This is a genomic window from Tabrizicola sp. T46 (assembly GCF_057219895.1).
The window spans coordinates 1,213,331-1,226,742 of the sequence record NZ_JBXVVV010000001.1; the positions used below are offsets into that span (position 1 = coordinate 1,213,331).

At 65.5% G+C, this 13,412-nt stretch carries 13 protein-coding genes; 7 read left to right on the forward strand and 6 right to left on the reverse strand.

Annotated elements, in window-relative coordinates; all coding sequences use genetic code 11:
• Positions 1 to 5 precede the first annotated feature (5 nt).
• From AC2D9V_RS05985 to AC2D9V_RS05995, 3 genes are read left to right on the forward strand one after another with little or no spacing between them, the layout of a single operon-like run.
• Complete coding sequence (locus AC2D9V_RS05985; protein WP_484713111.1) at positions 6 to 1,016, forward strand: glycosyltransferase family 2 protein; 1,011 nt, start codon at positions 6 to 8, stop codon at positions 1,014 to 1,016.
• Positions 1,013 to 2,704 carry a DUF5927 domain-containing protein gene (locus AC2D9V_RS05990; RefSeq protein ID WP_484713112.1) on the forward strand — a complete coding sequence of 564 codons (1,692 nt, stop codon included), beginning with the start codon at positions 1,013 to 1,015 and terminating at the stop codon, positions 2,702 to 2,704. The genes AC2D9V_RS05985 and AC2D9V_RS05990 overlap by 4 nt, the downstream gene beginning before the upstream one ends.
• 4 nt (positions 2,705 to 2,708) lie before the next feature.
• Complete coding sequence (locus AC2D9V_RS05995) at positions 2,709 to 4,181, forward strand: nodulation protein NodH (protein ID WP_484713113.1); 1,473 nt, start codon at positions 2,709 to 2,711, stop codon at positions 4,179 to 4,181.
• Here AC2D9V_RS05995 and AC2D9V_RS06000 read toward each other — a convergent pair.
• Complete coding sequence (locus tag AC2D9V_RS06000; RefSeq protein ID WP_484713114.1) at positions 4,105 to 5,436, reverse strand: amidase; 1,332 nt, start codon at positions 5,434 to 5,436, stop codon at positions 4,105 to 4,107. The genes AC2D9V_RS05995 and AC2D9V_RS06000 overlap by 77 nt on opposite strands.
• 79 nt (positions 5,437 to 5,515) lie before the next feature.
• Here AC2D9V_RS06000 and AC2D9V_RS06005 point away from each other — a divergent pair, with 79 nt between their 5' ends.
• On the forward strand, positions 5,516 to 6,745 hold the full coding sequence (locus tag AC2D9V_RS06005; RefSeq protein ID WP_484713115.1) for an FAD-dependent monooxygenase: 1,230 nt from the start codon (positions 5,516 to 5,518) through the stop codon (positions 6,743 to 6,745).
• Between the two features lie 193 nt (positions 6,746 to 6,938).
• Here the strand turns inward: AC2D9V_RS06005 and AC2D9V_RS06010 are convergent, their stop codons facing one another.
• From AC2D9V_RS06010 to AC2D9V_RS06030, 5 genes are all read right to left on the reverse strand, one after another.
• Entirely contained in the window at positions 6,939 to 7,580 is a 642-nt protein-coding gene (locus tag AC2D9V_RS06010) for a CDGSH iron-sulfur domain-containing protein (protein ID WP_484713116.1), read from the reverse strand.
• Positions 7,581 to 7,746: 166 nt separating this feature from the next.
• Complete coding sequence (locus AC2D9V_RS06015; protein ID WP_484713117.1) at positions 7,747 to 7,923, reverse strand: Trm112 family protein; 177 nt, start codon at positions 7,921 to 7,923, stop codon at positions 7,747 to 7,749.
• On the reverse strand, positions 7,920 to 8,576 hold the full coding sequence (locus AC2D9V_RS06020; RefSeq protein WP_484713118.1) for an LON peptidase substrate-binding domain-containing protein: 657 nt from the start codon (positions 8,574 to 8,576) through the stop codon (positions 7,920 to 7,922). Before AC2D9V_RS06020 ends, AC2D9V_RS06015 begins: the two co-directional genes overlap by 4 nt.
• Positions 8,577 to 8,603: 27 nt before the next feature.
• On the reverse strand, positions 8,604 to 9,506 hold the full coding sequence (trxA, locus tag AC2D9V_RS06025) for a thioredoxin (protein WP_484713119.1): 903 nt from the start codon (positions 9,504 to 9,506) through the stop codon (positions 8,604 to 8,606).
• A gap of 69 nt (positions 9,507 to 9,575) precedes the next feature.
• A complete protein-coding gene (locus tag AC2D9V_RS06030) occupies positions 9,576 to 10,160 on the reverse strand; it encodes a DNA-3-methyladenine glycosylase I (RefSeq protein WP_484713120.1) in 585 nt (194 codons plus the stop codon).
• Between the two features lie 118 nt (positions 10,161 to 10,278).
• On the opposite strand from AC2D9V_RS06030, the gene AC2D9V_RS06035 reads away from it, so the two are divergent.
• The 3 genes from AC2D9V_RS06035 (at position 10,279) to phbB (ending at position 13,406) form a co-directional block, all read left to right on the forward strand.
• Positions 10,279 to 11,148, forward strand: a complete 870-nt coding sequence (locus AC2D9V_RS06035; RefSeq protein ID WP_484713121.1) for an EAL domain-containing protein — start codon at positions 10,279 to 10,281, stop codon at positions 11,146 to 11,148.
• A gap of 244 nt (positions 11,149 to 11,392) precedes the next feature.
• Complete coding sequence (locus tag AC2D9V_RS06040; RefSeq protein WP_484713122.1) at positions 11,393 to 12,568, forward strand: acetyl-CoA C-acetyltransferase; 1,176 nt, start codon at positions 11,393 to 11,395, stop codon at positions 12,566 to 12,568.
• Positions 12,569 to 12,680: 112 nt separating this feature from the next.
• The gene (phbB, locus tag AC2D9V_RS06045) at positions 12,681 to 13,406 is read left to right on the forward strand and encodes an acetoacetyl-CoA reductase (protein WP_484713123.1); all 726 of its coding nucleotides are present in this window, start codon (positions 12,681 to 12,683) and stop codon (positions 13,404 to 13,406) included.
• Positions 13,407 to 13,412: the final 6 nt, after the last annotated feature.

Genomic DNA, 13,412 nt, shown 5'->3' on the forward strand with positions numbered 1-13,412 from the left:
CCATCATGCGCCTGATCCATATGTCGCGGCTGATGCTGCACCGCAAACGGCTGCTGCTGCGCGCTTACCGGAAACAGGGACAGCTTGAACGCGTGGCGTTCCGGATCGGGGGTCTCCGACCGAACCCGGTCCTGCTCTTTGCCACGGTCCGCAATGAACGGGTGCGACTGCCCTACTTTCTCGACTATTACCGCAAGCTCGGGGTGGACCACTTCCTGATCGTCGACAACGGCTCCGAGGACGGCAGCCACGGGTATCTTGCCGCGCAAACGGACGTGTCGTTGTGGACGACAAGCGCAGGCTACAGGCAGGCCCGCTACGGGATGGATTGGCTGATGCATCTCTTGCGTCGGCACGGGTCCGGCAAATGGTGCCTGACGGTCGATGTGGACGAGTTCCTGATCTTTCCCTTCTGTGAAACCCGCCCCCTTCGCGCGCTGACGGACTGGCTGGACAACGGCGGGGTGCGCAGTTTCGGCGCGATGATGCTGGACATGTATCCCAAGGGACCCATGCACGGGCAGCCCTACCACGAGGGGCAGAACCCGTTCGAGATCGCCCAGTACTTCGACAGCGGCAACTACACGATCCGGCGCAACTGGCCCTACCAGAACCTGTGGATCCAGGGCGGACCGCGGGCCCGGCTGTTTTTCGGCGATCAGCCGCGGAAGGCCCCGGCGATGAACAAGATTCCGCTGGTGAAGTGGCACCCGTCCTATGCCTATGTCAGTTCGACCCACATGCTTCTGCCGCGCGGGCTGAACCTTGTCTACGATGCGGCGGGGGGCGAGAAGCCGTCGGGCTGCCTGCTGCACGCCAAGTTCCTCGACACCTTCGCGCTGAAGGCCGAGGAAGAGCTGAAGCGCGGCCAGCACTATGCCGAAAGCCACGAATACCGGGCCTACCGCGAGGGCATCGCGAAGGAACGCGATCTGTGGTGCAATTGGAGCGAAAAGTACATCAACTGGCGCCAGCTGGAGATCCTGGGGCTGATGTCGAAGGGAAACTGGACGTGAAGCTGGGGGTGGTCCTTCTGTGCCACACGGCGCTGGACCGGGCGGCACAGGTCGTGCGGCACTGGTCTGCGGCCGGCTGCCCCGTGGTCATCCACCTGGACCGGCGCGTGGCGGAAGTGGACCGCGTAGGGCTTGCCGCCGCCCTCGCGGATCTGCCGACGGTCCGGTTCTCGGCCCGCGTCGCCTGCGAATGGGGCACCTTCAGCCTTGTCCAGGCCACCATCAACGCCGCGAGCCTGATGCTCGCCGAGTTTCCCGAGGTCCGGCACGTCTACCTTGCCTCCGGCTCTTGCGTGCCCATCCGGCCGGTCAAGCACTTGCAGGAATTCCTCGCGGCCCATCCCGACACCGATTTCATTGAAAGTGTCACCACCGCCGATGTCGGCTGGACGGTGGGCGGCCTGAACAAGGAACGCTTCACCCTGCGCTTTCCCTTCTCGTGGAAGCGTCAGCGGGCGCTTTTTGACGGATATGTCCGCCTCCAGCGCAAGGTCGGGTTCGAGCGCCGGATACCGAAGGGAATTGTGCCTCATCTTGGCAGCCAATGGTGGTGCCTGACGCGCCGCTCGCTGGAGCAGATTCTGTCCCACCCTGACCGGCAGGTGCACGACCGGTATTTCCGCCGGGTCTGGATCCCTGACGAAAGCTACTTCCAGACCTTGATCCGGCAGGTTTCAACCAGGGTCGAAAGCCGGTCTCTGACCCTTTCGAAGTTCGACTTCCAGGGCCGCCCGCACCTTTTCTACGATGATCACCTGCACCTCCTGCGCCAGTCCGAAGCGTTCGTCGCACGGAAGATCTGGCCCGAGGCTGACCTTCTGTACCGCACCTTCCTGTCCGACCAGCCACCCGTTCTGCCGACGCCGAACCCCGGCAAGATCGACCGGCTATTCGCCAAGGCGACCGAGCGGCGGGTCAAGGGACGCCCTGGGCTTTACATGCAAAGCCGGTTTCCGACCAGGCATCGCGGCGGCACGCAATCGGCCGCGCCCTATGGCGTGATCGAAGGCCTTGCCGATCTTTTCGAGGACTTCCCGTCCTGGCTGGCCCGCGCGATCGATGCGCGCGTGCATGGCCACATCTTCGCACCGGACCGGGTGCAGTTTGCCGGGGGTGAAGCGGTCTTCAAGGGCGGTCTTTCCGACAGCGCTTCCCTCAGGGACTATGATCCGCGCAGCTTTCTGACCAACCTGATCTGGAACACCCGGGGCGAGACCCAGTGCTTCATGTTCGGTCCGGGAGATGTTCAGGACGTGGCCGAGTTCATGGCCAATGACCCGCAGGCAAGGATCTTCATCGTCTCGGGGGCATTTGCCGTGCGCCTTTGGCGGTCAGGTCGCCCGGTTGCCGAAATCCGCCCCGAAGCGGCGCGGTTGCAGAAGATCGAAGCTGACCTTCTCGCCCTCCTGGACCTGCCCGAAACGAAGGCCCGCGTGCATCGCTGGACACTTGCCGAATTCGTCGAGAACCCGGCCGAGCCCTTGTTGTCGCTGATGAGCGACCTCGACCCCCACGGGCGGCACCCGACGACCGAATTGCCGAAACCGGTGCCGATGATCGGTTTCGGCGCCTTCCTGCAAGAGCTGCGGAACCAGGGGATGCAGCCGGTGCTGATGGGGGATTTCCCCAAGGATTTCGACCTTGCCGCAAACGACGAGACGTTCGTCCGGCCAAAGCTTGTGAAGTGACGGCATGACAGCGGGCCCCTTCGACAGCTTCGTGATCCTTGCCGGCATGCGGACCGGGTCGAACTTTCTTGAGGCGAACCTCAACGCGCTTCCTGGTGTCACCGGTTATGGCGAAGTGTTCAATCCGGGGTTCATCGGCAAGAAGAACGTGACCGAGCTGTTCGGGATCGACCTTGCCGCACGGGATGCGAACCCGAAGCGCATGCTCCGCCGAATAAAGGCGTCGACCGAGGGGCTTGCGGGGTTTCGCCTGTTCCATGACCATGACGCACGCGTGCATGAGCTGGTGATGAAGGACCGGTCCTGCGCGAAGATCGTCCTCAGCCGCAATCCGCTGGACAGCTTTGTCAGCTGGAAGATCGCCCGCGCCACCAACCAGTGGGAACTGACCGACGCCAAGCGGCTTCGTACGGCCAGGGCAAGGTTCGACGAGGCCGAGTTCCAGGAATACCTGGCGCAGGCGCAGGATTTTCGCCACCGGGTTCTCAGCGCCCTGCAGGTCAGCGGGCAGACCGCGTTCTTTTTGGATTACGACGATATCGCCTCGGTCGATGTCCTGAACGGGCTTGCTGCTTTCCTTGGGGTGCCCGGCCGGTTGAAGGCCGTCGACGACACGCTGAAAAAGCAGAACCCGGGGCCTGTGGAAGCCAAGCTTGAAAACCCCGAAGATCTGGCCCCCGCGCTGGCGCGTGCCGATCTTTTTGGTCTTTCCCGTTCGCCGGTGTTCGAGCCCCGCCGGTCCGCGGCGATCCCGAATGTGGTCGCTGCCCGCACGGCCCCGCTTCTCTTCTTTCCCGTTCGCTCTGGCCCGGATGCTGCGGTCCGAAACTGGCTTGATGGTCATGGAGGGCAGATAGAGGGGTTCGAACGCAAGACCCTCCGGATTTGGAAACTGGAGAACCCCGGCCATCGCGCCTTTACCGTGATCCGGCATCCGCTTGTGCGGGCCTATGTGGCGTTTCACGGACAGATCGTCTCGGGCAGGCAGGCGGAGCACCGGCGTGTCCTGATCCGGGACTATCGCGCGAACCTGCCAGAGGCGGGACAACAGTTTCCCGATGCCAAGGCGGAACGGGCGGCCTTCCTGGTCTTCCTTCGCTATGCCCAACTGGCCGTGGCGGGCCAGGCCGGACAGAATGTCGACCCCAACTGGGCCAGCCAGACGGCGATCGTCCAGGGCTTTGCCGGGTTCCATCCGCTTGACCTGATCATCCGGGAGGATCGGCTGCCGCAGGCCCTCGCCTATCTGGAAGCCGAGGTGGGTGCGTCACCCGCAGCGCCGCCAGCAGAGGAGCCAGTGCCAGTGGGTCTGGCCGCCATCCATGACGACGAGGTGGAAGCGGCCGCGGCGGTGGCCTATGCGCGCGATTATGCGGGTTTCGGCTTTGGCCGGTGGCAGCCTAGCGCAGCGCAATCTCCGCAGCCGCGCCAAGCCGCAGAAGCCGCCCCTCGTCGCCGGCGCCAGCCATCAGGCTGATCCCGCAAGAAGGTTGAGAGGTTGGCAGGGTCAGGGCGCAGACACCCATCAGGCTGCCGATCCGGGTGTTTCTTAGCGCCAGCAGGTTCTCGGTGACGTAGTAGGCGTCATCCGTCATAAGCCGGTTCGCATCGGGCGGCAGGATGGGCGCGGTCGGCAAGAGAACCGCATCGAACTCTGCCACCCGATCCGCCCAGATGGCCCGGAGTGTGGTCAGCTTGCGCCAGGCGGCCACGTATTCGGTAGCCGAAAACTGCGCGCCCGACCGGAAGCGGTCCAGAATGCGGGGAAACATCTTTTCGGGCGCGGCTTCGATCGTCTCGCGCCAGATCCCATAGGCTTCGGCGGCCGACAGGATCGCGGCAAGGCCGAGGGCCTCGGTCACTTCGGAGGCCGTTAACCTTTCGATCCGGGCACCGGCACGGCCCAGCCGGGCAACGGCATCCTCGAACCCCTGCGCCGGCCGCTCCCGCAGATCGTCCAGCGCGACGGTTTCCAGAATCGCAAGGCGAAGGCCTGCAAGGCTCGCGCCGGTCAGGTCAACCGGACGGCTGCCGGACAGTGCGGCATGAAGATGGGCGCAATCCTCGACCGAATGGGCGAGGGGGCCGATGGTGTCAAACTTCTCGCACAGGGGAACGGTCCCTGCCAGCGGAAGGCTTCCCGCCGTGGTCTTGAGCCCGACAAGGTCATTCCAGGCCGACGGAATCCGCACCGATCCAAAGGTATCGGACCCGATGGCGGCGGGGGCAAGGCCGAAGGCAATCGACGCCGCCGCCCCGGATGACGAGCCCCCCGCCACCGCACGCTCGTCATTCAGGCAGGGCGGGGTCGCGGTCACCGGGTTCAGGCCAAGGCCGGAAAAGGCAAGCTCGGACATATGGGTCTTCCCCAGGCAGACCAGGCCTTCCAGGGTCGCGACCTCAAGCACCGCCGCATCCCTGGCAGGGGTGCGGTGCTTCAGAAGGGCCGACCCGGCTTCGGTCGCGATGCCTGCGGTGTCGAACAGGTCCTTCCAGCTGATCGGCACGCCGTCCAGAAGGCCCCGGCGAAGGCCGGCCTTGGCGCGCGCAGCTGCGGCCATCGCCTCTCCCCGCGCGCGGGCGGGGGTGGCCCGGGCGTAGATACGTGGGGCAAGGGGATGGGATTCGATGGTGTCGAGGAAGGCCTCGGTCAGTTCGACCGGGTGGATGCGGCCCTTCTCGATCTCGCGCCCCAACTCGCAGGCGGTCATGTGTCCCCAGGTGCCGGTCATCTGCGTCTCTCCATTTGCGGGAAGGGTAGCGGCTTGCAGACGCATGGACAATCCGGACGGGAGGGGTATCTGTGGGCACATGACTTGGGATGCCGATGTTCTTATCGCGGGTGGGGGCCTGAACGGCCCGGCCCTGGCGCTGGCCCTGGCGCAGGGCGGGTTCCGGGTAACGGTCGTGGATGCCCGGCCAGCCCCCGCCCGGGCCGAGGCCGGGTTCGATGGGCGGGCCTATGCGCTGGCGGTGGCCTCGGTCCGGCTTCTGACGGCGATCGGGGTCTGGGGCGCGGTGCGGGACAAGGCCCAGCCGATCCTTGAGATCAAGGCGAGCGACGGGCGCGCCGGCGAAGGGGCAGCACCCTTCTTCCTGCATTTCGACGCGGCGGAGATCGAGGAAGGCCCGATGGGCCACATGCTGGAGGACCGCTTCCTCTATGCGGCCTTCCTTGACGCGATGCAGGCCGCGCCGGGGGTCACGCTGATCTCGGGCGAGACGGTGGTGGGGCAGGAGGTTGCCGGGTCGGGGGTGACGGTGACCCTTGGCTCGGGGAAGAGACTGACGGCGGGGCTTCTGGTCGGCTGCGACGGGCGGGGATCGGGCGTGGCGACGCGGGCGGGGATCAGGCGCGTCGGCTGGGGCTACGATCAGACCGCGCTGGTCACGGCGGTCCGGCATGAGCGGGACCACGGCGGGGTGGCGCAGCAGTTCTTCATGCCCTCGGGCCCTCTGGCGATCCTGCCCCTGAAAGGCGGGCATCATTCCAGCATCGTCTGGAGCGAGCGGACCGAGGTGGCCGAGGCGATCCAGGCGCTGCCGGATGCCGATTATCTTGAGGTGCTCCGGCCCCGGTTCGGCGATTTCCTGGGCGAGATCGCGCTGGCTGGCGCGCGGTTCACCTACCCCCTGTCGCTGTCGCTGGCCGAGAGGTTTGTCGCACCCCGGGTCGCACTGGTGGGAGATGCGGCGCATGGGGTGCATCCGATTGCCGGTCAGGGGCTGAACCTTGGCCTGCGCGACGTGGCGGCGCTGGCCGAGGTTCTTATCCTTGCGCGGCGGCGAGGGCTGGAGGTGGGTGACTCGGGCGCGCTGGAGGAGTATCAGCGCTGGCGGCGGTTCGATGCGACGGCCCTGGCCCTGGGAATGGATGCGGTGAACCGGGTCTTTTCGACCGACAACCCGGTCCTGCGGCTGGGGCGCGACCTGGGGATGGGCCTCGTCTCGGCCATGCCCGGCCTGCGGAGGGGCTTCATCCGGCAGGCGGCGGGGCTGACGGGAGAGCTGCCGAAGCTGCTGGCAGGAAAGCCGATCTGAAACCGTGACCACAGTGGTCAAAATCGGAAAACATTTTACTTTCAATATGTTGGCTGTGGGCGTTAAGGGTTTCTTTACCCGAGGGCACTGTCGTCCAAAGCCGAAGCTGGGCGGATCTTGACGGGGTCGGACCGGCAGTAATGGTGGCGGCGGTCGGACAGCGGGGCGTTGGGCTGAAGCCCGACCTACGGGGTCAGTCCGCCACGAAACCGGCGGCCTTGTGGCTGCCGTCGCAGTAGGGCTTGTTCTTCGAATGGCCGCAGCGGCAGAGCCAGACCTTGGTGACCTTGTCGGTCGTGCGACCCGTCCCCGAAACGATCTCGAGGTTCCCGGTGACCATGAGCGAGCCGTTCGGCAGGGGCTGGACGTTGAGGGGGCCATTGCGGACCTCGAGGGCAGCGAACTCCTTGCCGGCGGGTTCGCCGGTGGCGGTGAAGCCAGCGGCAGAATGGGCGCCGTCGCAGAAGGGCTTGTTCTTCGATTGGCCGCAGCGGCAGAGCGTGGCGCGTGGGGTGGCCTGCGCCTCGCCCTTGATCTGAAGTTCTGCCTCGAAAGCGAGGGGGCCGTTTTCGCGGACCCGGACCGTGTTCACCACCGGAGGCGTGTCAGACGTGGCGCTTCCGTCATTGTGTGCAACCCGGATCGCGCCGGAGGGGCAAGCGAGCGCGGTGTGCATCACCACCTCGGCGCTGGCGGCGTCGGGGTATATCCATTCACCCTTTACGTTCGGGACATAGACCTCCGGGTGACCAAGGACGCATGTGCGCGAGTGGATGCACCGGCTGGAGTCGAAGCGGATAGTGACGTCACGGCCCTTGACGACTTCTTCGGTCATGGCTGGCTTCCTGTGGAAGAGTCGGGCTGAAGCCCGACCTACGGGGTGGCATTGAGGGGCCGCTCATCAGGCCCTTGCGGGCCTTCTTCGCTGGTCTGACGCGACTGTGCGGCAAGCGAGGAAAGCCCGCAAGGGCTTGATGAGCAGAGCGCCGGGGAGGCGCGGCCTATTCCACTTCCCGCGCTTCGCTGACCAGCATCACCGGGATGCCGTCGCGGATCGGGAAAGCAAGGTGCGCGGCCTTGGAGACAAGTTCCTGCCGTTCCGCGTCATAGGTCAGAATGGCGTGCGTGACCGGGCAGACCAGCGCCTCGAGCATCCGGCGGTCGGCGGGATCGGTCATTGCAGGATTTCCTCGTCCGCCCCGCCGCGCAGGGCAAACTCGATCAGGGTCACCAGCGTTTCACGCCGGGTGTCGAGGGTGGGGGCTTCCAGAAGCGCCTGCTTGTCCTCGGGCGTGAAGGGGCAAAGCATGGAAAGCGAGTTGATCAGAAGCTCGGGTTCGGCCTCTTTCAGACTGTCCCAGTCGGTGGAAAGCTTCATCTGGGCGAAGTAGCGGCCGAGGAGGACCAGAAACTCACCCCGGCGAAAGCCCTTGTCTTCCTCGGCGGGGCCAAGGTCCCGTGTGAAGGGCGTCCAGTCGACCGCGCATCGCCGGTAGGGCGTGAACCCCTGGATCTCTTCCTTGACCCGAAAGCGCGAGGCACCGGATAGGGTGATCATGTAGCGGCCGTCTTCGGTTTCTGAGAACCCGGTCAGGCGTCCGGCACAGCCGATGGCCTGCAGCCGCTTTTCGGCGGGCCGCCCGCCCGCAGCGGGTGTTTCACGGGGCTGGATCATGCCGATCAGGCGATGCTTGGTCTTCATGCAATCCTCGATCATCGCCAGGTAGCGCGGTTCGAAGATATGCAGCGGCAACCGCGCGCGCGGCAGCATGAGGGCGCCCGGAAGCGGGAAGACCGGGATGACGTCGGGCAGGTCGGCGGCGCTTATCATGGGCATTGAATTAGCCCGGAGAGGGCCTCAGGCAAATATCATCGACGACAGGCGGCGCCGACCGGTCAGGACAATGGGATCCTGCGGTTTCAGCGCATCGAAGATCGTGAAGAGCTGGGTCTTGGCCGCCCCACCATTCCATTCGCGGTCGCGGCGGAAAAGTTCCAAGAGCTGGTCAACCGCCTCGGCGGGGTTGCCCGCGGCAAGAAGGGCGGCGGCAAGGTCGAAGCGGGCCTGATGGTCGTTCGGGTTTGCCTCGACTGCGGCGCGCAGTTCGACCTCGGGGCCAGCGTTGGCGGCCTGCCGGGCGAGTTCCAGCTGCGCGCGGGCGGCGTCGAGGTCTTTCGACTTCGCGATCGCACCGGGGGCGGCAGCCAGGAAGCCTTCGGCCTGGTCAAGGTTGCCAAGCGCGAGGTGTGCGCGGACGAGACCGGCATAGGCGGCGGCATTCTCGGGCTCTTCGCCCAGGATGGCCGCGAAGGTCTCGGCGGCATCTACGGCAGCACCTTCGGCAAGCATCTCTTCGGCGGCCTGGATCGCATCGGCCAGCCCGCCGTCACCGCCAAGGGCAGAGACGCGGTCGATGAAGGCCTTCAGTTCAGAGGCAGGCACCGCACCCTGAAAGCCATCGACCGGCTGACCCTGGTAGAAGGCGTAGACCGTGGGGATCGACTGGATCCGCAATTGCGCGGCGATGCGCTGGTTCTGGTCGACATCGACCTTGACCATGCGGACCTTGCCCTTGGCGGCTGTCACCGCAGCCTCGAGCATCGGGCCAAGCGTCTTGCACGGGCCGCACCAGGTGGCCCAGAAATCGACGATGACCGGCACCTCGCGGCTGGCCTCGATCACGTCGGCCATGAAGGTGGCTTCGGTTGCATCCTTGATCAGGTCGGTCGCGGCCTGAGGTTTTTCGCCAAGTCCAAGCATTCGCGCGCCCTCTTCCGGTTTCTCTGCGGCTTATATGAGCGTTCCCTGGAGAAACGCCAAGAGGCCGCGTCAGTCAGCCTGGTGCCGGTCGGGGCCGAAGGGGCAGGAGGCGAGGTGGTCGTTCACCATGCCGGCGGCCTGCATGAGGGCGTAGGTGATTGTCGGGCCGACAAAGTTGAAACCTTCCGCCTTCAGCGCCTTGGACATGGCCTGCGATTGCGCGGTCTGGGCGGGAACGTCCCCAAGGCTGACAGGGCGGTTCACGATCGGCTGCCCGCCGACGAAAGACCAGAGAAAAGGCGAAAACCCCTGCGCCGCTTCGATCCGAAGGTAGGCCCGCGCGCCGCGAAGCGTGCCTTCGATCTTGCCGCGATGGCGCACGATGCCGGGGTCGGCGAGCAGGCGCTGGACGTCCGGTTCGCCCCAGGAGGCAAGCGTGTCCGGGTCGAAGCCGGCAAAGGCGGACCGGAAGGCGTCACGCTTGCGGAGGATCGTGATCCACGAAAGGCCGGCCTGGAAGCCTTCAAGGATCAGGAGTTCGAAAAGCCGCTTCGGGTCACGTTCTGGCCGCCCCCATTCATGGTCGTGGTAGGCGACGTAAAGGGGGTCGGTCCCGCACCAGGGACACCGGTCTTGGCCGTGGGTTCCTTGCATTTTCCGTGCCTGACTGCCGAGATGCGAAGAATTAGAACAAAATGGGAATCTTAGGTTTGGGTTTACCGTTGGCAGCGTAGGCTGTCGACAGGAAAGAAGTCCGGTCCGGGGTGCGCGCATGAGCTTCATGAAGGAACAGAGGGTGTCGAAGTTCGACCGGGACCCGGGCCTTGCCAGCGCGCTGGACGTCGCGGTGTCGTCGCAGGAACGCGAAACCATTGCCCAGGTCGCCTCGGCCCTGAAGGAACGGCGCATGCGGCTGGCGTTCCAGCCGGCGGTGTACGCGGCCGATCCCTCGATCATCGGGTTCTTCGAAGGCTTCATCCGGCTTCTGAACCGGCGCGACATGGTGATCCCCGCGCGCGACTTCATGGCCGCGGTCGAACAGCACGAACTCGGGCGCGAGATCGACTGTGCCGCCTTGCAGATGGGCCTGATGGCGCTGCAACGGAACCCGCAGATCCGGGTATCGATCAACATGTCGGCCCGGTCGGTGGGATACCGGCCCTGGGCGATGATCCTGCGCAAGGCGCTGCGCGACCGGCCGGGGCTGGGGCAGAACCTGATCCTCGAGATCAACGAGACGTCGGCCATGCAGGTGCCGGATGTGCTGCGCCCCTTCATGGACGAGATGCGCAGCCATGGCATCGTCTTTGCGCTGGATGACTTCGGATCGGGCATGATGTCGCTACGGCTTCTGGCCGAGCTGCGGTTCGAGATCGCGAAGATCGATGGCGGTCTGGTCCGGAATGTCGATACCTCACCCGAAGGGCAGGCCGTGGTGCGCGCGGCCATCGCGCTGGCGACAGAGCTGGGCATGTATGTCTCGGCCGAGGCCGTGGAAACCGAGGGTGAGGCGAACTGGCTGCGCTCGGCGGGCGTGGGTTGCATGCAGGGCTATTACTTCGGCCCTCCGACCGTCACGCCGGATTTCCGCGCGTTCCGGCACGGGCGACCGAACCCGAACGGGCCGGGAAGCGCGGGCTGAGGGCCGGTAGTGCAGGCGGAGCCCCCCGCTGCGGTCGGGGAGACAATCCGCAGAACTGTCAATTGCGCGTGCCCAGCCACTAGGTCAGCGGGTGACCTCTTGCGCGTGCCGCAGGTTTGAGCGGAGCGTTTGCGCCAACATTCTTGCGATTGTCGCGATATGTGCGTAGGGCAGGGATGACTCGGCGTAAGGGCCATCTTGCGCCATCCGGTCGAATGCGCTGGTGCAACGAGAGAGGATCCAGATGACCAATGTCGTAATCGTGGCCGCGGGCCGCACCGCTGTCGGAAGCTTCAATGGCTCGTTCGCGAACACGGCGGCACATGACCTTGGCGCTGCAGTGATCGAGGCCGTCGTCGCCCGCGCGGGCATCGACAAGGCCGAGGTCGAGGAAACCATCCTGGGCCAGGTGCTGACGGCCGGCCAGGGCCAGAACCCGGCGCGGCAGGCGCATATCAAGGCTGGCCTGCCGAAGGAATCGAGCGCCTGGTCGCTGAACCAGGTCTGCGGCTCGGGCCTGCGTGCGGTGGCGCTGGGCGCACAGCATGTGCAGCTGGGCGATGCGAAGATCGTCGTCGCGGGCGGGCAGGAATCGATGTCGCTTTCCCCTCATGTCGCGCATCTGCGCGCGGGTCAGAAGATGGGCGACCTGAACTTCATCGACTCGATGATCAAGGACGGTCTCTGGGATGCCTTCAATGGCTACCACATGGGTCAGACGGCCGAGAACGTTGCAAACCAGTGGCAGATCAGCCGCGACATGCAGGACGAATTCGCGCTGGCCAGCCAGAACAAGGCCGAAGCCGCGCAGAAGGCCGGGAAGTTCAAGGACGAGATCGTGCCCTTCACCGTGAAGTCGCGGAAGGGCGACACCGTGGTGGACCAGGACGAGTACATCCGTCACGGCGCGACGATGGAGGCGATGCAGAAGCTGAAGCCCGCCTTCACCAAGGAGGGCTCGGTCACTGCGGCGAATGCGTCGGGGATCAATGACGGTGCGGCAGCGGTGGTGCTGATGACCGCCGAGGAAGCCGCGCGCCGGGGGCTGACCCCGCTGGCGCGGATCGCATCCTACGCGACAGCGGGGCTTGACCCGTCGATCATGGGCGTCGGCCCGATCCATGCCAGCCGCAAGGCCCTTGCGAAAGCGGGTTGGAAGGTCGGCGACCTGGACCTCGTCGAGGCGAACGAGGCTTTCGCCGCCCAGGCCTGTGCTGTGAACAAGGACATGGGCTGGGATCCGTCGATCGTGAACGTGAACGGCGGCGCGATCGCCATCGGCCACCCGATCGGGGCCAGCGGTGCGCGCATCCTGAACACGCTTCTGTTCGAGATGGGGCGCCGGGACGCGAAGAAGGGCCTGGCCACGCTGTGCATCGGGGGCGGCATGGGTGTCGCCATGTGCCTGGAACGCGGCTGAGCGGCCCGCTTGGAAAAGCATGCAAAGGGCGCGCAATAATGTTGCGCGCCCTTTGCCTTTTCGGTAACAGGATTTCAACGGCATACAACTGCATACGTGGAGGAGTGGACGGATGGCGAAGGTTGCACTGGTGACTGGCGGGTCGCGCGGAATCGGGGCCGCGATTTCGGTTGCGCTGAAGGCGGCGGGCTACAAGGTGGCGGCGAACTATGCCGGCAACGACGAGGCGGCGGCGGCCTTCACCAAGGAGACCGGCATCCCGACCTACAAGTGGTCGGTCGCCGAATATGACGCCTGCGCCGCCGGAATTGCAAAGGTCGAGGCCGAGGTCGGACCGATCGACGTGCTGGTCAACAACGCCGGGATCACCCGCGACGCCATGTTCCACAAGATGACCCCGCAGCAGTGGAAAGAGGTGATCGACACCAACCTCACCGGCCTGTTCAACATGACCCATCCGCTGTGGTCAGGCATGCGTGACCGCAAGTTCGGCCGCGTGATCAACATCAGCTCGATCAACGGGCAGAAGGGCCAGGCGGGCCAGGCAAACTATTCGGCCGCCAAGTCGGGCGACCTTGGCTTTACCAAGGCCTTGGCGCAGGAAGGCGCGCGGGCAGGGATCACCGTAAACGCGATCTGCCCGGGCTACATCGCGACCGAGATGGTGAAGGCCATCGACGAAAAGGTCCTGGCTGAACGGATCATCCCGCAAATCCCCGTTGGCCGCCTGGGCGAGCCCGAGGAAATCGCGCGGATCGTGGTCTTCCTGGCCAGCGACGAGGCTGGCTTCATCACCGGTTCGACCATCAGCGCCAACGGGGGCCAGTTCTTCGTCTGACCACAG

Coding starts and splice junctions, on each gene's coding strand:
- AC2D9V_RS05985 (WP_484713111.1), top strand. CDS start 6: ATGCGCCTGATCCATATGTCGCGGCTGATGCTGCACCGCAAACGGCTG.
- AC2D9V_RS05995 (WP_484713113.1), top strand. CDS start 2,709: ATGACAGCGGGCCCCTTCGACAGCTTCGTGATCCTTGCCGGCATGCGG.
- AC2D9V_RS06000 (WP_484713114.1), bottom strand. CDS start 5,436: ATGACCGGCACCTGGGGACACATGACCGCCTGCGAGTTGGGGCGCGAG.
- AC2D9V_RS06005 (WP_484713115.1), top strand. CDS start 5,516: ATGACTTGGGATGCCGATGTTCTTATCGCGGGTGGGGGCCTGAACGGC.
- AC2D9V_RS06010 (WP_484713116.1), bottom strand. CDS start 7,580: ATGACCGAAGAAGTCGTCAAGGGCCGTGACGTCACTATCCGCTTCGAC.
- AC2D9V_RS06015 (WP_484713117.1), bottom strand. CDS start 7,923: ATGACCGATCCCGCCGACCGCCGGATGCTCGAGGCGCTGGTCTGCCCG.
- AC2D9V_RS06020 (WP_484713118.1), bottom strand. CDS start 8,576: ATGATAAGCGCCGCCGACCTGCCCGACGTCATCCCGGTCTTCCCGCTT.
- trxA (WP_484713119.1), bottom strand. CDS start 9,506: ATGCTTGGACTTGGCGAAAAACCTCAGGCCGCGACCGACCTGATCAAG.
- AC2D9V_RS06030 (WP_484713120.1), bottom strand. CDS start 10,160: ATGCAAGGAACCCACGGCCAAGACCGGTGTCCCTGGTGCGGGACCGAC.
- AC2D9V_RS06035 (WP_484713121.1), top strand. CDS start 10,279: ATGAGCTTCATGAAGGAACAGAGGGTGTCGAAGTTCGACCGGGACCCG.
- AC2D9V_RS06040 (WP_484713122.1), top strand. CDS start 11,393: ATGACCAATGTCGTAATCGTGGCCGCGGGCCGCACCGCTGTCGGAAGC.
- phbB (WP_484713123.1), top strand. CDS start 12,681: ATGGCGAAGGTTGCACTGGTGACTGGCGGGTCGCGCGGAATCGGGGCC.